Genomic DNA, 24731 nt, shown 5'->3' with positions numbered 1-24731 from the left:
TTCTAATTGTTTGATGAAATAGCTCTTTGGGATGGTTGCTGTATGTTGTGACTTTCTAAAAGCTTATCAATTTCGTTGCCCCAAAGCTTGTATGCCTTGTCGGTGAGGTGAACGCCGTCTGTGGTGAATTCGTCCTTTAGCAAACCTTCCTTATCTGTTAATAACGGATTCAGGTCGATAATGTTTATTCCGTTCTCTTGGGCATAGCCAGTCAGAAGCTTGTTCAGGGCGTCAACCCTGCTGTTTACCGTTTCATAATCTTTAAAAGCGGTGAATTTATTGCCTGCGTTTTTTCCGATATGCAAAACCAAATTTATGACAGGCACAGCATTTTCGTTCTTTACAAATTGCACAATCTCCGCATAATTGCCTAAAATACCTTCGGGCGACATGCCTATATTATTTATTCCACCCTCAATGAACCATATCTTGGCATTCAGCGATGTCAGATACTGAAGACGCTCGCACATGCAATAGGTCTGATCGCCGGCTATACCTCTGTTGATTACGTCTTCTCGCCCCAATATGGTTTTCCAGTCGCCATAATCAATCAGAGAGTTGCCAAACATCACAATGGAGGGTGTTGCGGTTTCTTTTTGATAATGGAATTTAAAGTTTTTCAACTCGTAAGTACATAATGGACCCGAGTCCGGTTTTTGAAAAAAACGACCGTAAACTCTCTGCGGCACTCTGAATGAGAGGGCAATGGCAAACAATACAGTAAGAGATATCGTTGCAATGAGCAAGCCTCTGTGTTTTTTCATATATATTATTGTATATCAATTTCCTTGCCCGAATAAAAATCAAGAATCTTTGCCCGGAACAGAAAATCGTATTTAGCCTGTACCTGCTCCGATTTGCTGCTTATCAGCTTTGTGTTGGCCTCGTTATACTCGTACACGCTCGACTTACCGACCTCGTACTTTTCTTTGGCATATTTGAACGATTCGGTTGCCGCAGCCAGCGATTTTTCGGTCGATGTATATTTTGCCTGAGCGGCAATGGCACTCTGGTAAGCTTGTTGTATCTCTTTATAGAGCGATAGCTTCATATTGTCGAGAGCCAGCTCGCTGTTCTGTATGCTCAGCCGGGCTGTACGCACCTGGTTACGTGTTTGGAAGCGGTTAAAGATAGGAATGCTCAACGTTATGCCTATGGCCTCCTGCTGGCTATCCTTATACTGACCAAAGAAACTCTGATTATTAGCTTTCGAGTCATTTATAAAGTATGCGCTGGCGTCATAATTTAATCTCAAATCGAGCGTTGGCCAATAGCCCGATTGCGCCACTTTTAGGTTTTTTTTACTGCTGGCAAGTTTGTATTCGTATTCTTTTACATGGGGTTTTATGGCAATGGCTGTTTCGTATATATGCCGGGGAGGAACGATACTCGATATATTGTCCATTATAACATCCCCGATATGAGGTTCGGCAATATCAAAGGTCAAATCATCGGTTTGTAAGTTGAGCAGTTGCGAAAGATTCAGTAAACTCAAATCCAAGTCATTCTGCGAGTTGGTTATATTTAGCTCGTCGTTTGCCAACTGTGCTTTAATGTCGTATAGCTGCGATGCCGCCACCTTTCCGCTTTCGACCAAAAATTGAGTTTTTTCGACTTGTGTTTGCGTTAAAGCAGCTTGTTCCTGATAAACTTTCAAGATTTCTTTCTTGAAAAGGATATCCAGATAATATGAGGTAACTTGCAGTTCCATATTCTCTTTGGCTTTCTCCAAATTTGCCATTGCGGCTTTCAAATCGAGTTCCTTACCTGCAATTTCGTTACTGATACGGAAACCTGTGAACAGCGGCATGCTACTCGATGCACCGAAACTGAAAGAAGAGGACGATGATGGTATTTTTTCGGAAGAGTTCGACACCGTCTTTGCCCGTCCAAAACCAAGACTATACCCTGCACTTGCGTTTAGGTTGGGCAGGCGACTGTTGCGGCTTGTACTGAGGTCTACCTCGGCACTCTGTACGGCAACATCCTGTTGTTTTATCTCTATATTGTTCTTAATGGCATAGTCTATACATTGCCTCAATGTCCATTTATCTTGCGCTTGGATAGAAAATACCGACAAGAGAAGACATGCGCTTATTATATATTTTTTCATAAATCCTTCGTATTGTTTTAATCATGATTAATGTTCTACCGTCACTTCTACCTCTTTTTTAGTCCGTTTGTACGAAGTTTGTTCCGTTCCACGTATTTTATCGCCTTTTTTCAAGCCGGACTTCACTTCTATTTTCACACCGTCGGATAGCCCTGTTTTGATGTGTTTTTTCTCGAATACCTGTTCGGGTTGTTCCGATTTTACAACATAAACGTATGCCGAATCGCCCGAGAATTCTATGCAGCTTTCGGGTATTACCAAAGAGCTTGCCGCTTTGGCTACAACAATCTCGGCATTGGCGCTGTATCCGGCACGGATATATGTACCCTGAGGTATTTTGGCGGCAGCCTTAAACTCGAAGAGTACGGCTCCGTTTTCTTCCACACCTTTGGGCGAAATATATTCGAGCGTAGCTTCAAACTTTTTATCTTCTATGGCTCCCACTGTCAGTTGTATAGGCATACCTACATGAATGCGCCCTACCTCGGTTTCGTCTATTTTGCCCACAAAAATCATATCGTTCATGTTGGCAACCGATGCTATGGTGGTTCCGTCGTTGAACGTATTTGCCTGAATAACAGAGTTACCCACCTTTACGGGAACATCAAGGATTGTACCGTCTATCGTGGCCCGTATCTGGGTGTTGCTGTATTGTGCCGTGGCTTTCGACATACCGCTTTTCACGATATCCAGATTGTCGATCGAATTACTCAACTCTTCTTTTGCCTTCCGGTATTCGGCATCCGATTTATCCATTTCCTCTTTTGCTATGACACCTTTTCCGAAAAGTTGTTTTTGCCGCTCAAATTCGGTTTTCACCAAATTAAGGTTTATCTGCGCCACCCGCACTCTCGATTCGGCAGAGTTAAGGCTCGACATTTCGGGTATAACCTTCACTACGGCAATTACCTCTCCGTTTTTCACATAATCGCCCGCTTCCTTCCGTATTTCTGAAATAATACCCGATATCTGCGGTTTGATCAGAACTTCGTCACGGGGCGAAACTTTTCCGGTGGCAACCGTCGTGTTTTCTATATCACCTGTTTCGACAGTAACAATTTCGTACATCGTGTTTTTGCTGCCTGTTCTCAAAACTATGAGCGCCAAAGGTACAATGACTATCAGTGCAACGACGCAAATAAGAATGATTTTGAATATTTTTTTCATCTTTATCTATATGTTATGTTATTGTTTTTCTTTTGTATTATTTCTATTAACCGGATGTTTCATTTATTCGTCCCTGATAGCATCAATGGCTTTTATCTGCAAAGCCCTATAAGCAGGCAGCAGGCCGGCTAACAGGCCGGAAGCGCAAAGTATGGAAAGTGCTATAATGGCTTTGCTTATCGAGATGAAAGGGGGAACAAAGAATGAATCTTCGGGCGGCCCCATAGTCATTATAGCCCGGACTATCTCTAAGAGTATCATTCCGCAGAATAGCCCCGAAAAACCGGCCAAGGCTGTCAGCAGTAAACTTTCGCTCATTATCTGCGTCAGTATATTCCTTGGGCTTGCACCTAAAGCACGCCTCACACCTATCTCGCGGGTGCGTTCGCGTACGGTAACCAGCATTATATTCATGATGCCTATAATCCCCGACAACAGAGAACCGATACCCACAATCCACACCAAGGCTTCAACTCCCAGAAAGAAATTGGAGAAGGTAAGGAACTGTTTTTCCACATTTACGCTTCCAACCCCTTTGGTATCGTCGGGGGCTATATCGTGATTGGCTTTCAGTATATTGGTTACCTGCTCTTCGAGCGTGGCACAGTCGTATCCGGGTTTAGCGGTACAGGCAATAAAATAAATGACATCGCCAATACCAAAAAGGCGCTGGGTTGTTGAAAAAGGGATAAACACCGAGTTCTCTACATCGCCCGATATGGATGCATGCGATTTTGGGCGGATAACGCCAACAACCTGTAAGTAAATGCCATTTACACGTATGTATTTTCCTATCGGGTCTTCTGTTTCGGAAAAAAGCGTTTCGTAAACTTTTTTACCTATAATGCAGGATTTGCGTTCAGTTTTATCGTCACGGTCATTAAACAGTCGCCCGAAGAGAACATCCTGTCGTTCTATATCGAAATGTTCGGGATACACCCCTCGGATATCGCTCGTTGATGTTTTTTGTCCGTTCACCACATTCTTGTTGAAGCTATTGACAAAGAGTATGGGTGAGATATATTCCAAAGCCGATGCTTTTTGTTTTATCTGGGTTATGTCCTTGTTGTTCATAGTCCAGAAACGGCCTGTGCCAAAGCCTTTGTATGGTTTGCTTGTACGCCCTGTCCAGAAAAAACAAGAGTTGGTGGCAAAGCCGTCTATCGACTTCAATGCCCCTCCCTCGAACGAACTGCCCAGCCCCAGCAAAATTATCAACATGAATATTCCCCAAAAAACTCCAAAGCCTGTAAAAAAACTCCGTAGCTTATTGCGGTTGAGCGTTTCTAATATTTCTTGCCATTTATCTAACATATCGGTAGCATTGTTGTTATCGTAAATATTTATTCGGCTCTCATTGCTTCTATGGGTTTCACCCTGACGGCTTTCAGCGCGGGTATCAAACCTGCCAGTACGCCTGCCAGAATCAAGGTCAGGGTGGCCTGAATCACTATACCCAAACCAACGGTAGGGTCTTTAAACATAACCGGAGCGTCGGGGTCGCGAGGTATGGATTCTATATAGTAATTGATAACCTCCGTTATACCTATACCGCATATCATGCCTATGTAGCCAAACACAGCGGTTATAATGATAGACTCAAGCACCACAAGTTTCAATATAGACCCCGGCGAGGCGCCGATAGCTTTGCGTATGCCAAACTCGCGGGTACGCTCCTTTACGGTGATGAGCATGATATTGCCTACGCCGATAACTCCGGCCACCAATATGAGGAAGCCTATCATCCATATCACGAAGTCGACACCGCCAAAGATCATATTTGCCTGAGCCGCATCTTGGGCTGTGTTACGAATGTAAAGAGCCGAACGGTCTTTGGGGTCGAAACGGTGTATGGCTCCCAACTGTTTGCGCAGGCTTTCCTCGAAAGCCAAACTTTTAGCTTCGGTATCGATGTCGGGAACAACAAACTCTATCCTGTCTAAACCAAAAAACTTGCTCGAAACAGCCTGCACGGTCGTAAATGGAGCATAGGCAGGCGAAGAGCCAAACGAACCCTCGTCTTTATAAACCCCTACAACCATATAAGCCAGACTGTCGACCGTAAGATATTTGCCGATGGGATTTTTGTCTTTGAAAAGGATGTTTTCCATCTCCGGGCTGATAACCATAACCTTCCGTTTCTCCTTAATGTCGATATCGTTGATGAAGCGTCCTTCCAGAATGGTCATATTGTTGATGTATTCGGCATCGGGATATACACCTCGTAGCGACCATGAGCCGTAGTCGGTACCGTACGACATGGTAGCCGATTTGTTTAGCATTGGGCTGAAGTGCGATACTCCCTCGGTTTTGTCGCGAATGAGTTCGATATCACGGTCGTCAAATTTTATTTCTCTCTCAACAGGCAACCCCGCATAGGCCATCGAAGTATATCCGGGAGTAAGGCCTATCGTATTCTTTGCCCTCCGTGTCATGTTTGATGTAACCCCGTTGCGCAAGCCGTTTCCTGCCCCAAGCAAAACAATGAGGATGAAAATACCCCAAGCTATGGCAAAACCCGTAAGGAAGGTACGCAGTTTGTTTTGCCTGATGGTTATGAGTATTTCTTTTAAAGAATCGAAATCGAACATGGTTTAACTTTTTTATTCTAAACTCCTTGATTATATGTTTTTCTTGACTTCAATCGAACCTATAATCCCGTCTCTTATATGGATAACCCTGTCGGTGGCATCCGCTACCGACTGTTCGTGGGTTACAATTATCATGGTGATACCCTCGTCTATGTTCAGTTTTCGCATCAGTTCCATAACCTCGACCGAGGTTGTACTGTCGAGCGCACCTGTTGGCTCGTCGGCAAGAATGATTTGAGGTTTGGCAATCAGCGCTCTTGCTATGGCTACCCGTTGTTTCTGTCCGCCCGAAAGCTCATTAGGCATATGGGCAGCATGTTTTCCCAGTCCTAATTTTTCGAGATATTCCATAGCTATCGCATTCCGTTTTTTGCGGCTTACACCTTGGTAGTAGAGAGGCAGAGCCACGTTCTCTAATGCGTTTTTGAACGAAATGAGGTTGAATGACTGAAAAACAAAGCCTATCATCTTGTTCCTCAAGTGCGCCGAACGGGTTTCGTTCAGATTTCGTATCAGAGTATCGTTCAGGTAATATTCTCCTGTATCGTAGCTATCCAAGATGCCTAAAATATTAAGCAAGGTAGATTTTCCCGAACCCGAGGCTCCCATTATGGAAATGAATTCTCCTTTTTCCACATCGAGGTTTATGCCTTTCAGCACATGTAGGGGCGATGCTCCGAAGTATGTTTTATTCAGGTTTCTAATTTTTATCACAAGGCTGAATTTTTTTAGAAGCTAAAACTGGTTAATTTTCCTAACATTAACAAAAATGCTGGTTTTGTTACAAAAAGCAGACATATACTTTGTATTTCCTATCTTTTCGTTCCCGATACCATTAGAGACGTAAAAATATCACAAATATTGTAATCGGGATATAATTAGATAATTTAATAAATATGTCTTTAAAAAATAAGTCGCAAGTTTCTACGATTTGTCACAACGGCTTTATTTTTTTATCTTTGACGCTCGAAAAACCTCCAGAACCATATTCTTGTTAATATGCTTATTATCTTCTGGGCAAAGAAAGTAAGAAACCAAAAACTAAAAATAAGAAACCAATAATATTTGTATGTATGTGTGGAATAGTTGGATATATAGGATTTAGAGACGCTTACCCTATTCTAATGAAGGGGCTTCACCGTTTGGAATATCGTGGATACGACAGTGCCGGGGTGGCTCTGATTAACAATCAGAACAATTTGGCGGTATATAAAACAAAAGGCCGTGTTCAGGATTTGGAAGATTTTGCAAAGGAAAAAGACACAACGGGTACGATAGGTGTTGCACACACACGATGGGCTACACACGGAGAACCCAGCAATTGTAACGCGCACCCTCACTACTCTCAGTCGGAGTCTTTGGCTCTCATACACAATGGTATTATAGAAAACTATACTGTGCTGAAAGCTGAATTAGAAAAAGAAGGTTTTACATTCCAGAGTAGTACCGATACCGAAGTTTTGGTACAGTTGGTAGAATATATAAAGAACCGCAATCAATGCGATTTGTTTACGGCCGTACAGGTGGCTTTGAACCAGGTTGTTGGGGCATATGCCATAGCCGTGATAGAAAAAGGAAATCCGGATCAGATAATAGCAGCCCGTAAAAGCAGTCCTTTGGTGGTTGGGATTGGCGAAAACGAATTCTTTTTAGCATCGGATGCCTCGCCAATAGTTGAATACACAAAAAAAGTGATTTATCTTGACGATGAGGAGATTGTTGTTATCAAAAGAGGAGAAGACCTCCGGATTGTTACCATAGGCAATGTAGAAAAAACACACCAGATTGCCGAACTGGAAATGAGCCTTAGCCAGCTTGAAAAAGGCGGTTACGACCACTTCATGCTGAAAGAGATATTTGAACAGCCCGAAACTCTGAAAAACTGTATGAGTGGGCGTATTAATGTAGAAGGTTCGAATGTGGCATTGTCTGGTATCATCGACTTTAAAGATAAATTTATCAATGCGCGCCGCATCATCATTATTGCTTGTGGGACATCATGGCATGCCGGCCTGATTGGCGAATATCTGCTTGAGGAATATTGCCGGATACCGGTAGAAGTGGAATATGCTTCGGAGTTCCGGTATCGTAATCCGGTAATCTATCCCGACGATGTGGTTATCGCCATTTCGCAATCGGGCGAAACAGCCGACTCGTTGGCGGCAATAGGACTTGCCCGCAAAGCAGGGGCTTTTGTTTATGGTGTTTGCAACGTGGTAGGGTCTTCCATCCCCCGCAATACGGATGCAGGATCTTATACCCATTGCGGACCTGAAATAGGTGTGGCATCAACAAAGGCATTTACCGCACAGGTTACAGTGCTGACCATGATGACCTTGACCATTGCCAAAGCCAAAGGAACGATTTCGGAAGCGGACTATGGCCGAATCTTGAAAGAAATGCAAGACATACCTAATAAAATATCCAAAATATTGGAATTGAACGACGAAATCCGCAACTTGTCCCGTATCTTTACGTACGCAAATAATTTTATTTATTTAGGTCGTGGATATAGCTACCCGGTAGCATTAGAAGGAGCCTTGAAGCTGAAAGAAATATCGTATATTCATGCCGAAGGTTATCCGGCTGCCGAAATGAAACACGGGCCAATAGCCTTGATTGATAATGAAATGCCTGTTGTGGCTATTGCTCCTAACAATGCAAACTACGAAAAAGTAGTGAGCAACATTCAGGAAATAAAAGCCCGGAAAGGACGTGTCATCGCAATCATTAACGAGGGAGACACTGCTATAAAGAATATAGCCGATCATTACATCGAAATCCCTTCTACTATCGAGTGCCTTGACCCACTGCTATCAACAATTCCTTTGCAATTGTTGGCATACCATATAGCTGTCAATAAAAACAGAGACGTAGATATGCCCAGAAACTTGGCTAAATCGGTTACCGTAGAATAAAACTTTAGAATTAAATATGATATAAATAACGAAAAAAGGACAGAGAAAAACAAATCAGAATTTCTTTGTCCTTTTACGTTTACCGTTTCAATAAGAAGTTACAACCCAAATAGAGACAATGTCTTCATTAAACCGCTATGACAGAGCCCTTAAAACATGAATGTGGGATCGCTATGATCCGTCTGCTAAAACCACTTGAGTATTATCAGGAAAAATACGGAACGTGGCAATATGGATTGAATAAACTATACCTGCTGATGGAAAAACAGCACAACCGGGGACAAGAAGGCGCCGGCTTGGCTGTGGTAAAGATGGATGTTACACCGGGAAAAGAGTTTATTTTCAGAGAAAGGGCCGAGGGTTCGAGCGCCATTTCCAAAATATTTTCGGATGTTCACCGGAACTACGAGAATATACCCCCCGCACGTCTCAACGATGTTTTTTACGCCAAAGAGAACCTGCCCTTTACCGGCGAATTGTTTTTAGGGCATTTACGATACAGCACGACAGGAAAAAGCGGATTGTCGTACGTACACCCATTTCTGCGGAGAAACAATTGGATTTCCAGAAACCTTGTTTTGGCAGGCAATTTCAATATGACGAATGTTGACGAACTGTTTAACGAGCTTGTTGCCGAAGGACAGCACCCCCGGGAGTATGCCGATACGTTCGTGTTGCTCGAAAAACTTGGTCATGGCCTCGATAGGGAGGTGCAGTATCAGTACGATAAAGCCAGTAAAACAGGGGCTTCGGGAGCTGAACTGAACAGCATGATAGAAAAAAATCTGGATCTTCACTTCTTGCTGAACAAAGCCAGCACAAACTGGGATGGAGGATTTGTTATTTGTGGTCTGATTGGTTGTGGCGACGCTTTTGCATATCGCGACCCTTGGGGAATACGCCCCGCGTTCTATTATCAGGACGAAGAAATTGTCGTTGTGGCATCCGAACGTCCGGTAATACAAACAACCTTCAACCTTGCCGTGGAAGATATAAAGGAGCTCGACCCCGGACAAGCTATTATCATCAAAAAAGATGGTGCGGTGTCTTTATCGCAAATACAAGACAGAAAAAAAACGGTGTCTCCTTGTTCTTTCGAACGTATATATTTTTCTCGTGGGTCTGATGCCGATATTTATCGCGAACGTAAAGAACTGGGGAAATTGCTTTTGCCCCAGATACTGAAGTCGATCGATAACGATATAGACCATACGGTATTTTCTTTTATCCCCAATACGGCCGAAGTTGCCTTTTATGGCATGACCGAAGGCGTGGATCAATATCTGCAGGACGAAAAACAAAAAGCTATCTTAAGCAAAGGAAAAGATATAACCGACCAAGAACTGGCCGGGATTTTGTCGCGTCGTATACGTACCGAGAAAGTTGCTATAAAAGACATAAAGCTAAGGACGTTTATAGCGCAAGATAATGGTCGCGACGATTTGGCGGCACATGTCTATGATATTACTTACAACTCGATAGATCCCTATCAGGATAATCTGGTGGTTATTGACGACAGTATTGTTCGTGGCACAACCCTCAAGCAGAGCATCATAAAGATATTGGATAGGCTGAACCCAAAGAAAATAGTCATCGTGTCGTCGTCTCCACAGATAAGGTATCCCGACTGTTATGGCATAGACATGTCTCGAATGACCGAGTTTGCCGCTTTCCGTGCGGCCATAGAATTGCTGAAAGAAAACAATATGCAATCGGTGATAGACAGCGTTTACAAAAAATCGGCTGCACAGCGTGATAAACCGAAAGAAGAAATTGTGAATTACGTAAAAGAAATATATGCCCCTTTTACTGACAAACAGATTTCGGATAAGATAGCCGAAATGCTGACCCCGAAAGGAACTAAAGCCAAAGTAGAGATTATCTTCCAGAGTGTGGAAAATCTGCATAAAGCTTGCCCCAACAATAAAGGAGACTGGTATTTTTCGGGCAATTATCCCACCCCCGGCGGTATGCGTATGGTAAATACTGCCTTCCTTAACTATATAGAAGGAGTAGACAAGCGGTCGTATTAAATAAAGTATTATAAAAACGAAAGCAGGATATTCCGGAAAAGAGGTTATCCTGCTTTTGTTTTCTATATAATCGTCTCAAAATTAAATCCAGCGGACATAAGCAAAGTCCATGCGGTGTGGCAAATCGGGGTTATCGGGGAATACCCTGAATGCGTATTTATAATTACCGATATGCTGGAGCTTTCCTTCGCGTTTGAAATAAAGTTTAGAACCTTCTTGCCTTACCAACGGAATGCGGTTTGCCAAGATGAATTTAGAACGGTTTGTTTTATTATCGTCTCTCACCAGTACGGTTTCAACTCCTAAATTGCCCTGTATATCCTTCTTGTCGATAACTATTTCCACGATAATATCTTCTTCTTCAAACTGGGTAGACATCGGGGTAGTAGAGGGGTCTGCGCCATTCACCCTGATAGACTCTACCGTAAAGGTATTCCATTTCGAAGATACATCCTCCTTCCATGCCGCAATTTCTTTGGCTTTTGCATAATTGTTGTCTGTAACAAATTTGCTGCGTTCGGTACACGGGATATAAAACCTTGAAATATAGTCGTCAATCATACGTTTGGTTGTGTACATCGGAGCTATTTTTGCGATGCAATTCTTTACGTACTTTATCCATTCGGGGGAGTAACCACCCTCGTTACGGGCATAGTATAGTGGCAGAATCACGTTCTCGAACGTATAATAGATAGTTGCCGCGTCAAGCTCGTCCTGAAAGCCTTGATTCTCGTAGCTTCGCTTATCGGTCAGCGCCCAGCCTGCACCTTCCTGAAAACCTTCGTACCACCATCCGTCAAGAACCGAAAAATTGAGAACTCCGTTCATAACAGCCTTTTCGCCCGATGTGCCCGAAGCTTCAAGGGGGCGGGTTGGTGTGTTCAGCCATATATCAACCCCCGATATGAGGCGCTCGGCCAAGTTCATATCGTAATTTTCGAGAAAAATGATTTTCCCGATAAACTCGGGGCGGCGCGAAATTTCCACTATTTTCTTAATGAGTCCTTGTCCCGCACCATCGGCCGGATGGGCTTTTCCGGTAAATAAAAATTGGATAGGCCGTTTAGGGTTATTCACCAGTTTTGCCAAACGGTCGAGGTCGGTAAACAATAGGTGAGCCCTTTTGTAAGTGGCAAAACGGCGGCCAAAACCTACCAGAAGTGCGTCGGGGTCTACCTTTTCAACGATAGACAGTATGCGCTTAGGGTCTGTTTGGTTTTTTATCCAACTGTCTCTCAGGTGTTCCCTTACGTAGTCGATAAGCCGCTTCTTCAAGGCTTTCCGCAGATTCCATATTTCTATATCAGGAACATCTTGGATTGCATCCCATATTTTTGTGTTCGACTGATCTTCATAAAAGTTTTCGGAAAAAGTTTTTTCGTACACTTCTTTTGCCTCTTTGGCTGCCCATGTTGGCATATGCACGCCGTTGGTTACGTAGCCTACATGCAACTCTTCGGCAAAGTACCCTTTCCAGATGGGGCTAAACATATGGCGCGAGACTATTCCATGCAAATAACTTACGCCGTTTGCCCTTTGGCAAGTGTTCAAGGCAAAGGTACTCATGCAGAATTGTTCGTGGCTTCCGGGTGTTTCGCGTCCCATATCCATCAGTTCGTTCCACGATATTCCTAAACGACCGGAGAATTGCCCCAGATATTTGCCGGCAAGCCCTTCGTCAAAATAATCGTGACCGGCCGGTACGGGTGTATGCACGGTATATAAACCCGATGCCCTAACCACCTCAAGAGCCTGATTGAAAGTAAGGCCTTCGCCTTCAATCAAATCCAGCAGCCGTTGTATATTAATCAATGCGGCATGGCCTTCGTTGCAATGATATACTTGTTTTTTAATTCCTAACTTGTTAAGCAACAGAATGCCACCAATGCCAAGCAGGTATTCTTGCTTCAACCGGTTTTCGTTGTCACCGCCATAAAGCTGGTGGGTAATAACGCGGTCGAACTCACTGTTGCTCTCAAGGTCGGTATCCATTAAATATAAAGGAACACGCCCCACATTGGCTCTCCATATATTGGCATACACATCTCTGCCCGGATAAGGCACAGCCAGCACCATCTGGGTTCCGTCATGTTCAAGAACAGGCTCTAAAGGCAGGGTGGTGAAGTCTTGCGCCTCGTAGATAGCCTCTTGCTGTCCGTCGGGCGATAGGGTTTGTGTAAAGTATCCGTATTTATACAGAAAACCAACCCCTGCGAGGTCAACACGGCTGTCGCTGGCTTCTTTCAGGTAATCGCCTGCCAGAACGCCCAAACCGCCAGAGTATGTTTTCAGGATATGGGTAAAACCATACTCCATACTGAAATATGCCACCGAGGGTTTTGCCGGATTGGGTTTTTGCGACATATAGTATTCAAAATCGGCAAATACTTTACTGACTTTTTTCATCAAATCCTTGTCGGCTACTATCTGGTGTTCCCGTTCGCTCGACAGGTTTTGAATCAGCAGAACAGGGTTATATCCCGATTCTTTCCACAACTTAGGGTCTAACTCAGCAAAAAGGTCGGTGGCCTCACTGTTCCATACCCACCACAAGTTATGCACTATTTCTTCAAGTAACTCCAACTCCTTTGGAAGTCTGGCCTGTGTGTGTGCATATTTCCATACAGGTGTATTCGAATAACTGGCTTGAATTTTCATATTAAGTGCTTTTGATAAACTTATTTTTAAAATCTGAATGAGGTTAGTATAACAACAAATATAACGAATTTTATCGGGTTGTTTTTACTAAAGTCTCTATTATCTGGCTTTTGCTTTGTGCAAGGCTTTGCTGTAAGCATCACTGTAGTGACGGTAAAAATGTCCCCAGTCGGCTATGGCGGCTTTGTCTGTCGCTTTTTTACGCATTTCGGCTACACGCTCGGGAGGCATAGCCGACAGTTGGCATATGGCATCACAGATGCGAATAGCCACATGCACAAAATTATCGTCGTTGCGGGTTGTTACCCTTATTCCGCTGGCAATAGAAGAACAATCGTCAATCTGTTTTGCCCATACACCGAAGCCCGACAAGGAGGTTGTTAGTGTGGGTACGGAAAATGCGATACTTTCGTGAGGGGTATATCCCCAAGGTTCGTAGTACGACGGGAAAAAGGTGGCATCCATACCTATCAGCAAATCGTAGTAATCCATATTGAGTATTCCATCCGCTCCGTTCAGGTACGAAGGAACAAAGACAATCTTTACCCGGCTTTGCACTTCGTCGAGTTTTAACCATCGCAATTGACTCACAATTTGGTCATTATCCATATTATGGATATTGTGTGTAATGAATGGGTTGGGGAGTGGGGTTGTATAATCTGTTTTACTTTTGAGGCGCGTTTTCAAATCCTCCCGTGGACTGTCTACCCACGCGGGAACCATAATAAAGGCTATGACTTGTTTTTCGAGCTTATGCAGATATTTAACCCGATTTAAGGCATCAATAAAAACATCTATTCCCTTGTTCCGGTATTCGTAGCGTCCGCTTGTTGCTATCAGCAGGCAGTCTTTGTCTATCTTTTGGCCTGTCAACTTTTCGGTCATACCTATCAGTGCCTTACGGGCACGGTTCCGTTTTGTGGTATATGCCCTGCCGGTTGGCACAAAATCTTTTTCAAAACCGTTGGGAGTTATTTCGGGCTTGCACCGGAGCAGTTGTTCGCATTCCATTGCCGTTACTCCGCTCACAGTGGTGAAGCAATCGGCCTCGTGAGCCGCCGCTTTTTCGACCGAATGGCGGGATACTACGTTCAACTCGTGCGACATCTGGTCGCCATTATAAGCCTTTAGCTGTCCGTACAGGGGTTTATTGTTAGAGCATATTGACCGCCCCACCGTTGTGGCATGGGTTGTAAAAACGGTGGCAACCTTTGGCAAGCGGTCTTTCACATACAAAAGCCCCATGCCCAGCATCCATTCGTCAAAATGGACAACTACATTTTTGTTTTCCAGCCGGTAAAAGTTATAGAAGCTTTCTATCGCCGAAGCAGCCGCGTAAGCAAACATACACGATTCGTCATAATCGCCATAGGCATGAAGCGAATCTACTTTAAAGGTATTCCACATATGGGTGTAGAAATCATCTTTTTTATCGAAAAATGATTGGAAATCTACCAAAACGGCCTTTGGCTGCCCCGGTACATCCCAATATCCGCAACGGATTTTCAACCCATCTGCCTTTTTGGCTGTTTTTATCCAGTCGGCAAATAGTTTTTTATCTTCCACAAACCACGGGCTTTCGTCCGTTTTCCACACATCGGGACCTACAAACAATACATTTCCGTTGTAGATGGTTTGCATGGTTTTGGCTTTCGACGATAAAACGGTGTATATTCCACCCATTTTATTGCACACCTCCCAACTTGCTTCGAATACATAATCGGGGATGAGCAATTCATTCTTAACCTGTTTTTTGGTCATACAGTTAGTTTTGAGATGTGAACACAAAGTTAATTTTATTTAGATTGTCTTGATATACCGATGCCACAACTTCTTTTTATTACTTTTGTCAAAAATAAAAACAATTCCCGGGAAAAGAATGTTCTTATCATTATGGATAAGAAATAAAATAAAGGGATTTTTAATATTGATACTGTTTAAGGACTCAGTAACGAGAATGATGATTGAAAACAGTATTAATTCAATACGATAGCCCTCAATGATAAGCATATTAAGTAAAAAGATTCTTGAAGCGATAGGTTGGAAAATAGAAAACCTTGCCGAAAGCCCCCAAAAGTGTGTTATTTGTGTTGCTCCACATACCAGCAATTGGGATTTGATTTTGGGCAAACTGATATATTCGGCAATGGGCAGGCGAGCCTGTTTCTTGATAAAAAAGACATGGTTTTTCTTTCCGATGAATCTACTTTTCAATGCGATAGGGGGGATTCCTGTGGATCGGAGCAAGAGATCGTCGCTGACAGAGCAAATGGCCGATGAGTTCGGCAAAAGAGATACTTTTCAGTTGGCTATTACACCCGAAGGCACAAGAAAAAAAGCGAAAGAGTGGAAAAAAGGATTTTATTATATTGCCTTGGCTGCAAAAGTGCCGATACTGATTGTGGTTTTGGACTATAAGAAAAAAACGGTGACCTTTAAAGATGTTTTTTATCCTACGGGCGATGTAGACAGCGATTTGCCTAAAATACAATTATATTACGCAGGAGCGCAAGGAAGGCATCCCGATAAATTTGAAGCAAACAATTAGCTTCGCTTAAATTCACGTAACAATCTCAATAGTCATGAAAATAAGCCTTATACAAACCGATATCGTTTGGGAAGACAAAGCCCGGAATCTGGCTTTGACCGAAGAGAAAATCGCATCCCTTTCGGGGAAAACCGATCTGGTGATTTTGCCCGAAATGTTTTCGACAGGCTTTTCGATGAACAGCCACAACTTAGCCGAAGCGAACGATGGCAGCACGGTTTCGGCATTGAAATTGTGGGCGCAAAAATATAAAGTTGCCATCTGCGGTAGTCATATCGGGCAATCGGCCGGAAAATTCTTTAACCGTGGCTTTTTCATTACTCCCGATGCAGAATATTATTACGACAAAAAACATCTCTTCCGGATGGGCGAAGAGCCCAAACATTTTGAAGCGGGCCATTCGAAGCTTATTGTCAACTACAAAGATTTCCGCATCTGCTTGCAGATATGTTACGATTTGCGATTCCCCGTATGGAGCAGAAACGTTGACAATGAATATGACCTGTTGATTTATGTTGCCAGCTGGCCTGTACCCCGCATACATGTGTGGGATAGTTTGCTCGTAGCCCGCGCTATTGAGAATATGGCCTATGTGTGTGGTGTGAACCGCATCGGTACTGATGGTAACGGGTTGAACTATTCGGGAGGTTCCCGGTTGATTGACGCTAAAGGAAAGATTCTGTCGTCGATACAAGACGGTGCGGAACAAATTGAAACTATTGAAATATCGAAAGCCGAATTGGACAATTTCAGGCAAAAATTCCCTGTATGGAAAGATGCCGATAGTTTTACTATTATTTAACCGGTTTCTCATTTTTCATATTGGGCATAAAGCCCTATTTTTGCAAAACACAAAACCCAAACGATATTTATGCAAAGAAAACACCTTTTTTGCCTGTTGCTTGTTTTAATTGGAATTTACGCGCAGGTGCAATCGTCTATACATGTATCCTTCAGTCAGTTTCCGTTGCAAGACTATGTGCTTGTTACGTACCGGGGAACGCATATCGATACCATCGCTTCGGGTAGCCTTAACATAACAGGCAGTGGCGATATACAAATACCGGCAAGCTCAGAATCGTACAGAGGTATAGCATCGCTCATACTGACCGGGAAAACCAGTATAGACTTCGTATTAGATAACGAGCCGTTAAGCATCCACTCGGAGGCGGTAGACCCCAACTTCAGTAATATGATATTTACAGGTTCGCCCGAGAATTCGTATCTGCAAGACCACATTATGGGCAGAGCTGGTGTGGAGAGTATAGATATGACACTCTATGCCGAAAGGTTTTTGCAAACAACCCTCTATTTTCAGCAGTTGAATAATTTTGGAAACTTTACACCGAGCCAGACCGAGGAGATGCGTAGGTTTGCAACCCAAGAGCTCGACATGGATGTTTTATACCACTCTTCCCTGTGGAGGCCCCTGATAAGCTATTGGGTAGGGTTTGTTATGCAAAAAACGGACAGTGACGATTATCTGATTGGCGATGCCGTAAAGATTATAAACAACATGCGCTCGGAAGAAGTTATGGACGAGTTTGGCAACAATATGATAGAAATTTGCGAACAATATGACTGGAATTACGTGAAAACTCAAATTGTTCTCTATATGTACAATTCGGGACGGATAAAAAATCCCACTAAAAATTTGCTGATAAGCATGAAAAGCATTGGTGTTGTGGTTGGTGAACCTCCTGTGGACTTCGAGATAAGCCAGAAAAAACGCTTAAACGACTATCTGAAAAATAACATCCTCTTGTTTTTTTACGAAAACAACTGCAGCCACTGTGACGATGAAAAGAAAAAACTGATAGAGGCATATCCCGAACTGAAAAAGCAGGGCATTGTAGTCGTTTCGATAGCCGCCAACGAAGACCGGGCAAAAAATCTCCCTTGGGAAGACAACATCAGCGATACCGATGGCAAACTGTTTGCCAACTACGGAATCATTGGCACACCTACCTATTTTTTCATCAAAGACGGGAAAATAGCCAGCCGTGCAGCATTACTAAAAAATGCTGTGCAGTAGAAGAGAAGAGAGAGTGAAATAGGTTGCATATTCGAGCCTCAATAATAATTACTACTTTTGCATACGGACAGTAATTTCAAAAATAGAAAAAACGATGGAAAATAAAATAACATCTCTTTTCGGGATAAAATACCCCATCATTGCAGGGGGAATGGTTTGGTGCAGCGGATGGCGTTTAGCGGCGGCTGTGAGTAATGCCGGTGGATTGGGGTTGATAGGTGCAGGCTCGATGCATCCCGATACATTGCGCGAACATATTCGGAAGTGTAAAGCAGCAACCGACAAGCCATTCGGAGTGAATGTGCCTATGCTTTACCCCGACTTGGAAGAGATTATGCAAATAATAGTGGACGAAAAAGTACCTATCGTTTTCACATCGGCGGGTAACCCTAAAACATGGACAAACCATTTGCAAGGACATGGAATAAAGGTGGCGCATGTTATAGCCAGCTCTAAATTTGCCATGAAGTGCGAGGAAGCGGGTGTCGATGCCATCGTTGCCGAAGGCTTCGAAGCCGGTGGGCACAATGGGCGCGAAGAAACAACAACTATGGTGCTGATTCCGCAGATAAAAAAAGTACTCACCAAAACGCCTCTCATTGCGGCAGGTGGTATAGGAACAGGCAACACCATGTTGGCAGCAATGGCTTTGGGAGCAGAGGGTGTGCAAATAGGTTCACGCTTTGCCATAACCGAAGAAAGTTCGGCTTCGGACGAATTCAAGAAGCTTTGCGTTGGCCTGAAGGAAGGTGACACAATGTTGTCTCTAAAAAAACTAAGCCCTACACGTTTGGTGAAAAACGAATTCTACCAAAAAGTGCAGGAAGCCGAAGACAGAGGAGCATCGGCCGACGAGATCAGAGAAATACTTGGGCGCAGGCGTTCAAAGAAAGGAATATTTGAAGGCGATTTGGTTGAAGGTGAGCTTGAAATAGGACAAATTACCTCCCTGATAGACGACATTCCCTCTGTTGGCGAAGTTATGAAGAATATAATAGCCGAATTTAATGATAGTGCGAAAAGACTGGGCGGATTGAATCTGTAAAGTAAAATTTCTAAATATAACCTCGGCATCTTATAAAAAATAATGAGCGCCGAGGTTTTTTTATTGTGGAATAACTATCTTTGCACGTCATGCAGTTAGACCTATTCTCAAAACAAACAAATTTCCGTCTTTTAAGCTTATCGAGTGGCAGTAGTGGAAACTGCTACTATCTGGGGACTCCCGAATACGGAATTCTGATTGATGCAGGGATAGGCTTCCGGACAGTAAGAAAATACCTTCGCGAATATGGCATAGCCATAGAAACAATAATTGGTGTGCTTGTCACGCACGATCATGCCGACCACATAAAAAACGTAGCGCCATTTGCCAACAAAATGCATGTGCCTGTTTATGCAACAGAAGCTGTGCATGCCGGAATAGAGCGCAGCCACTATGTAGAGAATCTGGTTTCTACCTCCCGCCGGATTATATGCAAAGATGAGGCTTTTGCCATCCGGGGATTCACAGTAACGGCCTTCGATGTTCCGCACGATACAATCGAAAATGTTGGCTATCAGATTACGTTCGAGGGGAAAACCGTTGTCCTTATTACCGATGTGGGGCGTATCACGGAAACCATAACCCACTATGCATCGACAGCCAATCATCTGATAATGGAATCGAATTACGATGACGAGATGCTTCGCTTTGGCCGCTATCCCGAATACCTGAAACGGCGTATAACTTCGGGGTCGGGACATTTGAGCAATCGTCTGTCTGGCAACTTTATAGCCTCTATCTATACCCCAACTTTAGAAGAAGTGTGGTTGTGTCATCTCAGCAACGATAATAACCACCCGCAACTGGCATACAAAACCGTAGAAACCTGCTTAGCCAATAGTGGCATCGAGGTGAACCGCGATGTAAAGCTGAAAACGCTGAACAGGGGTAAACCTTCGGATATTAAACTTTTCTGATCCTTTTTATTCCAACATCAGGTTCATAATGGGATGATGTTCTTCGAATAAAGCCTTGTATTTGGGCTTAAACTCGTATGTATGATAACCGAATAGCATCCGTGCCAAAAATTTAATTTCGGCATCCAGTTCTGTTTCACCATCTTTGTTAATGAACAACAGATTGTTTTGTGCAATCAGCGAATCAAATACTTTCAGCATGAACGACTTATCGGGATTGTTCCGTGCGTAAACTTTCAGAAGCCTGTCGGCATCTACTATACGTGCCATGCCTGCAAGGTTATGTTTGTGGGGATAATCGGAGGCGATATAATCGGAGGCGATGGTTTTAAAATCGTCGAATGTTTTCTGAACGCAAAAATCCTTGTGCCGGAATAGTTTGTCGAAGGCTTCGTATGCTTGTATTAAATCGTTGGGATACTTATCCAGAATATCTTTCAAGGGAATGGCGTCCGTATCTTTATCAAAAACTTTTTCGAAGCCATACCGGTTGTAAAATCCGTAAAGCCAATCTTCGGCGGGAATCAGTATTGCCAACGGAATGGAACGCTCTTGCATCACCCTGAAGGCTTCAAGAGTTAGTTTCTCCATATACCCTTTCCGGCGGTATTGGGGTAGGGTGCATAAGCCCGAAAAGTAATAACAGGGAATTTCCTCTCCACAGAAAGTTATTGTATAAGGCAGCATCTGCAAGGATGCGGCAACTTTGCCGTCTTCGATGTAGATGAGGGTATTTTCGTTCTTGTATTTTTGGGCAAAATACATGTCTATAAAGCTGTCGGAATCTCCAAAACAGGTTTTCCACATGTCCCTGACTTCGGGTTTTGTTTCGTTGTTGGCAAATCGAATCATAAGGCGGGTCTATGCTTTAAGTTTTACAATGCCCTCCTGCAAAATAAGTTCGGGCTGATAAGAAAGTTTTGCTTTGCGTAGCGATTCCAGCCCCATGTCTTCCTCTCGGTTTATGTATTTGTATTCGGAAGCCTCGTGCATGGCAAATTGTTGGTTCATAATGGTGTAAGCGCCGTTTATGTGGCTGTATGCTTTTTCTACATGTACCACAAAAGTGTCTTCGTTTAGCGGTTCACCCAGCGAAAAAGCAATTATTTGTCCGTTCACACGGATTGCTCCACCTTTTAGCTCCAGAGGGTTGAAGTTTTGGAGCATTAGTTTTGTGGCAATGTAATCGTATTCGAGCGAATTGCCGGGATCATCGTGTACATCGTCCCATTTGTTGAGCATCTCCAAGCATTCGTCCAAGTCTTTTTGGGTTGTAACAGAGCTATACTCCCAGTCGGGATTGTCGGCCTTGAAACGGTTTATATGATTGCGCTTGCTTTGCAATTTTTTTCCGCTGAGGGTTATCAGTTTTTCTGTCAGGTATATATACTCATCGTTTTCACGTTCGTGCGTATAGTCGAAAAGGCCGGGCATTTCGGTTTCTATTTTTTGCCACATCCTGTCGGTAATAGCTTTCATGCTGAATGCAACACCATTATTGGCGGCATCTGCCATCATTTTTTCTACGGCTTGTTTCACAGTAAGCTGCCCCCCAACAGGCATCATGTAGAACATATTGGTGCATGCTCCCCTGAAACGAAGGAAGAGCGTACCGTCAGCGATTGTATATTGGGTTTTAAACTTTGCGTTCCACGCATACAGGTTGGCAAAGGTGAAATCGCAAGCCCGGTAAGGATGCCCGGCAAGGGCTTCGCATATCGTATCTCTGTCGGCAAGGGTTATTGGTTTAAAGTTGAGCATAGGAATTTTGTGAGTGTCATTTCTATTTGTCTTATCCAATAAACAAAGATACGTCCGTTTTAGATTAGTCCGTAAATCTGTATTTTGGCTTAAATATTATTAACAGCCTTTCTGCTCCTATTGTTTTTACTTTACAGGCTCAACCAGATATCCTTGTTTGTGAAGGTTGTACAGAAGCCCGTCTTTTCCGGCAAGGTGCAGGCAACCCACAGCAATAAAGCTTGGCTTATGGGCCATTATCCGCGGCAGTTTTTGCAGCCACTTCCGATTACGGTCTTTATTCAGCATGTTTTTTTCTTCCCGGCTCATGGGGCAAGGATCGTGGGGATCGTCTATCAGACCGAACAAAGCCGTCAGATTGCCAGCCTCGTAGTAAGCATCCATTTCTTTTATCATGCTGATGGAGTAGTCTAAATTTTGGATTGTACAAACAAGGCTTTTGGCTTGTTCTTGGTACGAGCCGTTTTCGAACAAGACGTGCATCTGCTCATCAACGGTTTCCAGTGCTACAACCGATTTGCCGTCTCGGATGGCAATCTGTTGAAAATAAGTATCCATGTCTTCGTGAACCGACAAATCGAATTCGGGGTTTGCGGCCATATTCATCTGCTCGGCACACATTATAGCAATGAAAGCCGGTTTCATGAGGCTCATTTGCTCCATGCCCAGCCCGACCTTTGTGGTCAGATACTCGTCAAGGAGGTTGTATTCTTCTTCGGTAAGCATTGTCCGATAGCTGTACCCTGCGGGTAGTACAATTTTATCGACAAACTGATCCTTCAGATTTTCCATGTCAGACTCCAGCAGCTCTCCTACAACCTGTTCCGATTCGGCGAGCGCGTCTTGCAGCCCTGCAATACGATTCAATGAGCCTATCGGCGCAAAGTGATGCGTACCCATTATATAAGATGGGCGGGACAGCCCGTTCCCCGAAATCCGCCAAAGCAAAGCCCCTGTAAATTCTTGGCCGGCACACAATTGTACGGACAAACAAACCATTAATGCCAATACAAGAATAGAAGCGCGCGTTTTTTTCATAATTGATCGTGCTATTTCGTTTACTGAAAATTCACCTTAAAAATAAGGATAAATAGGCAAACGTGCTATATCTGTGAGGGTTTTCTTAATTTTATATTACCTCTCCCTATAAAAAAGGCCTACAAGCCCTGGGAAGCTTGTAGACCTAAACATTACACAAAACCGTGAATCGCAAAACTTATCGCATATATTGAGTATATGGGTATCACTCCCGTCCGACTTAATTGTTGGAATAGTAGTGCAACCGCTAACGGTTACATTTCGACAGAATTCGCTTCCTTCAACAGTAACAATCCGTGATGTGGAAGTAAATCCGGCAGTCGGCATTAAAGAATACATCATTGCCAACTCAGGTTCCTCATTACCCATTGAATGAGACAGGGGTATAAAAAACCTGAAACCTTAAAGTGAAAGCGAAACGCTGACACAGTTTAATTTACGCTCCCACTTTTGACCCTCCTTAGCTTTAAACTTTTCATTCATCATTCATAGATCACCTTCTATAACCTTTCCCACCGCAAAATATATCCCCTCTAACTTATTATCCTTATTCAGCAAGTAAAAAGAAGGAGTACCAATTACATTATAATTGGCAAAGTTCACCCCCTCGAATCCATTGAAGTCGCATAGTTTATCTTTCCACGGAAAGTCTTTAATACTATTTTCGTACTTATTTTTGTCTACATCGGCAGCGATGGATACCACTCGGACGCCTTTTTCTTGCAATCGGGGATAAGCTGCTACCAACTGTGACATTTCAATGCTGCAATTGCCGCAATTCGAATCGTAAAAAACGACCAAAGTTTTATCATATAACTCATTAGTATCTTCCAGCCCCACAAGAGAAGGCATGGTTTCGCTATTCTTCGCACGGTACGCACCTAATGCCCGTTGAAGGCTTCCGATGGAAGGCGCGAACCGCGGATGAATCGCAGCAAGGATACCATCCTGTGCCTCACGCCAGCCGAATCGCTCCGTTTCTGTTATACAGCCTGCCAAGAAAGCTTCGTAATACGGAGCGGGCAGCCGTTGCGATGCGCGCTGTATTGAAGCTGCATATTGCTGTTGCTTATCTTCTCCGGCGGTATGGTTGAACAGGCTGATATAGAAGTTCAATACGCTGCCCCACAACCGCCCCGATGTATATAGAGAAGCAATATCCAGTGTTTCCTCCATTTCCTTGCGGATAAAGGCAGCCCTTTCGCTATCCCGTTTTTGTTCGGTGTCGAAAAGGCGGTTCATAAAATCGACCAGACGGTAATATTTAGCTGAATAAAGGGAAGATGAGTTAATCTCTTTATCTAAGGCCTGCATTGCAGCTTCTACTTTTGCCTGTTCGGACTGAATAGCCGACAGGACAGGCGAACCGGCATCGAATAGCTGGTTGCCTGCCTGTAGCCAAGTCTGCTGCCGCATATAACGGCTCTGGTTTGTAAAGATATATTTGAGGAAGGAATTTTCTTTGGAACCGGAGAAACTGACAGTTTCAGTATTCAGCTGGTTACTGTCGCATTCTACTGTAACCGCAGGCTCCACCACTACCAGTTCGACACCTCCCGCGCCGGGAACAACCAATGCCGCCATACCCCGGTAATCACCGGAAGTGATATTAAAGATAACCTTCCCCGAAGCATCTGTTACCGAAAGCAGGGAATCGACTTTAGCCCCTGTAAAATAATAGAGTTTGGCATCCTTATTTGCCAAGAGCGGCGATTGCAGTTGTACTTGTTGAGCAGCAAGGCTGCATATACCGGCAAGACAAAAGGAAATACTTATGAGATTTTTTTTTATCATAGATGTCTCAATTATTAGTAATGCGAATCAGTAGTTGAAACAATTCGCTGATTTGTTTAGTTAAAATATTTATTATCAATGAAATAAGCGCGTTGAATATTTGCTCAATCTCT

The 24731-nt window shown here is 43.5% G+C and carries 20 protein-coding genes; 8 read left to right on the top strand and 12 right to left on the bottom strand.

Features of this window, described 5'->3' with window-relative positions:
• Positions 1-2: 2 nt before the first annotated feature.
• The 6 genes from M2132_RS09365 to M2132_RS09340 form a co-directional block, all read right to left on the bottom strand.
• Positions 3-764, bottom strand: a complete 762-nt coding sequence (locus M2132_RS09365; RefSeq protein ID WP_280673096.1) for a GDSL-type esterase/lipase family protein — start codon at positions 762-764, stop codon at positions 3-5.
• Positions 765-769: 5 nt separating this feature from the next.
• The gene (locus M2132_RS09360) at positions 770-2113 is read right to left on the bottom strand and encodes a TolC family protein (protein ID WP_280673097.1); all 1344 of its coding nucleotides are present in this window, start codon (positions 2111-2113) and stop codon (positions 770-772) included.
• Positions 2114-2140: 27 nt separating this feature from the next.
• On the bottom strand, positions 2141-3280 hold the full coding sequence (locus tag M2132_RS09355) for an efflux RND transporter periplasmic adaptor subunit (RefSeq protein ID WP_280673098.1): 1140 nt from the start codon (positions 3278-3280) through the stop codon (positions 2141-2143).
• Between the two features lie 63 nt (positions 3281-3343).
• Positions 3344-4594 (bottom strand): ABC transporter permease, encoded by a 1251-nt coding sequence (locus M2132_RS09350; protein WP_280673099.1) that lies wholly within the window; start codon positions 4592-4594, stop codon positions 3344-3346.
• A 29-nt stretch (positions 4595-4623) separates the two neighbouring features.
• Positions 4624-5871 carry an ABC transporter permease gene (locus M2132_RS09345; RefSeq protein ID WP_280673100.1) on the bottom strand — a complete coding sequence of 416 codons (1248 nt, stop codon included), beginning with the start codon at positions 5869-5871 and terminating at the stop codon, positions 4624-4626.
• Positions 5872-5901: 30 nt separating this feature from the next.
• Positions 5902-6585 (bottom strand): ABC transporter ATP-binding protein, encoded by a 684-nt coding sequence (locus M2132_RS09340; RefSeq protein ID WP_280673101.1) that lies wholly within the window; start codon positions 6583-6585, stop codon positions 5902-5904.
• A gap of 359 nt (positions 6586-6944) precedes the next feature.
• On the opposite strand from M2132_RS09340, the gene glmS reads away from it, so the two are divergent.
• Positions 6945-8789 carry a glutamine--fructose-6-phosphate transaminase (isomerizing) gene (gene glmS, locus M2132_RS09335; protein ID WP_280673102.1) on the top strand — a complete coding sequence of 615 codons (1845 nt, stop codon included), beginning with the start codon at positions 6945-6947 and terminating at the stop codon, positions 8787-8789.
• Between the two features lie 137 nt (positions 8790-8926).
• Positions 8927-10822 carry an amidophosphoribosyltransferase gene (locus M2132_RS09330; protein WP_280673103.1) on the top strand — a complete coding sequence of 632 codons (1896 nt, stop codon included), beginning with the start codon at positions 8927-8929 and terminating at the stop codon, positions 10820-10822.
• 81 nt (positions 10823-10903) lie between these two features.
• Here the strand turns inward: M2132_RS09330 and glgP are convergent, their stop codons facing one another.
• Positions 10904-13480: an alpha-glucan family phosphorylase gene (gene glgP / locus M2132_RS09325; RefSeq protein WP_280673104.1), complete on the bottom strand. Its 2577-nt coding sequence runs from the start codon at positions 13478-13480 to the stop codon at positions 10904-10906.
• 99 nt (positions 13481-13579) lie between these two features.
• Positions 13580-15241 carry a glycogen/starch synthase gene (locus M2132_RS09320; protein WP_280673105.1) on the bottom strand — a complete coding sequence of 554 codons (1662 nt, stop codon included), beginning with the start codon at positions 15239-15241 and terminating at the stop codon, positions 13580-13582.
• 238 nt (positions 15242-15479) lie between these two features.
• Here M2132_RS09320 and M2132_RS09315 point away from each other — a divergent pair, with 238 nt between their 5' ends.
• From M2132_RS09315 to M2132_RS09295, 5 genes are all read left to right on the top strand, one after another.
• Positions 15480-16028 carry a lysophospholipid acyltransferase family protein gene (locus tag M2132_RS09315; RefSeq protein WP_280673106.1) on the top strand — a complete coding sequence of 183 codons (549 nt, stop codon included), beginning with the start codon at positions 15480-15482 and terminating at the stop codon, positions 16026-16028.
• Between the two features lie 34 nt (positions 16029-16062).
• On the top strand, positions 16063-16830 hold the full coding sequence (locus M2132_RS09310; protein WP_280673107.1) for an amidohydrolase: 768 nt from the start codon (positions 16063-16065) through the stop codon (positions 16828-16830).
• A gap of 69 nt (positions 16831-16899) precedes the next feature.
• Positions 16900-18063, top strand: coding sequence for a peroxiredoxin (locus M2132_RS09305; protein WP_280673108.1), 1164 nt, complete (start codon positions 16900-16902; stop codon positions 18061-18063).
• A 94-nt stretch (positions 18064-18157) separates the two neighbouring features.
• Positions 18158-19108 carry a nitronate monooxygenase family protein gene (locus M2132_RS09300; protein ID WP_280673109.1) on the top strand — a complete coding sequence of 317 codons (951 nt, stop codon included), beginning with the start codon at positions 18158-18160 and terminating at the stop codon, positions 19106-19108.
• 89 nt (positions 19109-19197) lie between these two features.
• Entirely contained in the window at positions 19198-20025 is an 828-nt protein-coding gene (locus M2132_RS09295) for an MBL fold metallo-hydrolase (RefSeq protein ID WP_280673110.1), read from the top strand.
• A gap of 6 nt (positions 20026-20031) precedes the next feature.
• On the opposite strand, the gene M2132_RS09290 is transcribed toward M2132_RS09295, so the two are convergent.
• The 3 genes from M2132_RS09290 to M2132_RS09280 all read right to left on the bottom strand — a co-directional run bounded on the left by M2132_RS09290 (position 20032) and on the right by M2132_RS09280 (position 22824).
• On the bottom strand, positions 20032-20877 hold the full coding sequence (locus M2132_RS09290; RefSeq protein WP_280673111.1) for a GNAT family N-acetyltransferase: 846 nt from the start codon (positions 20875-20877) through the stop codon (positions 20032-20034).
• Positions 20878-20886: 9 nt separating this feature from the next.
• A complete protein-coding gene (locus M2132_RS09285) occupies positions 20887-21786 on the bottom strand; it encodes a DUF2156 domain-containing protein (RefSeq protein WP_280673112.1) in 900 nt (299 codons plus the stop codon).
• 126 nt (positions 21787-21912) lie between these two features.
• On the bottom strand, positions 21913-22824 hold the full coding sequence (locus tag M2132_RS09280) for a TraB/GumN family protein (RefSeq protein ID WP_280673113.1): 912 nt from the start codon (positions 22822-22824) through the stop codon (positions 21913-21915).
• Between the two features lie 190 nt (positions 22825-23014).
• On the opposite strand from M2132_RS09280, the gene M2132_RS09275 reads away from it, so the two are divergent.
• Positions 23015-23200, top strand: coding sequence for a hypothetical protein (locus tag M2132_RS09275; protein ID WP_280698273.1), 186 nt, complete (start codon positions 23015-23017; stop codon positions 23198-23200).
• A 110-nt stretch (positions 23201-23310) separates the two neighbouring features.
• Here M2132_RS09275 and M2132_RS09270 read toward each other — a convergent pair whose 3' ends face one another.
• Positions 23311-24618, bottom strand: coding sequence for a peroxiredoxin (locus M2132_RS09270; RefSeq protein ID WP_280673115.1), 1308 nt, complete (start codon positions 24616-24618; stop codon positions 23311-23313).
• Positions 24619-24731: the final 113 nt, after the last annotated feature.

The sequence above is a fragment of the Dysgonomonas sp. PH5-45 genome (genome assembly GCF_029893235.1).
Classification (GTDB): Bacteria; Bacteroidota; Bacteroidia; order Bacteroidales; family Dysgonomonadaceae; genus UBA1309.
This window is presented reverse-complemented; position numbering and strand designations above follow the sequence as displayed.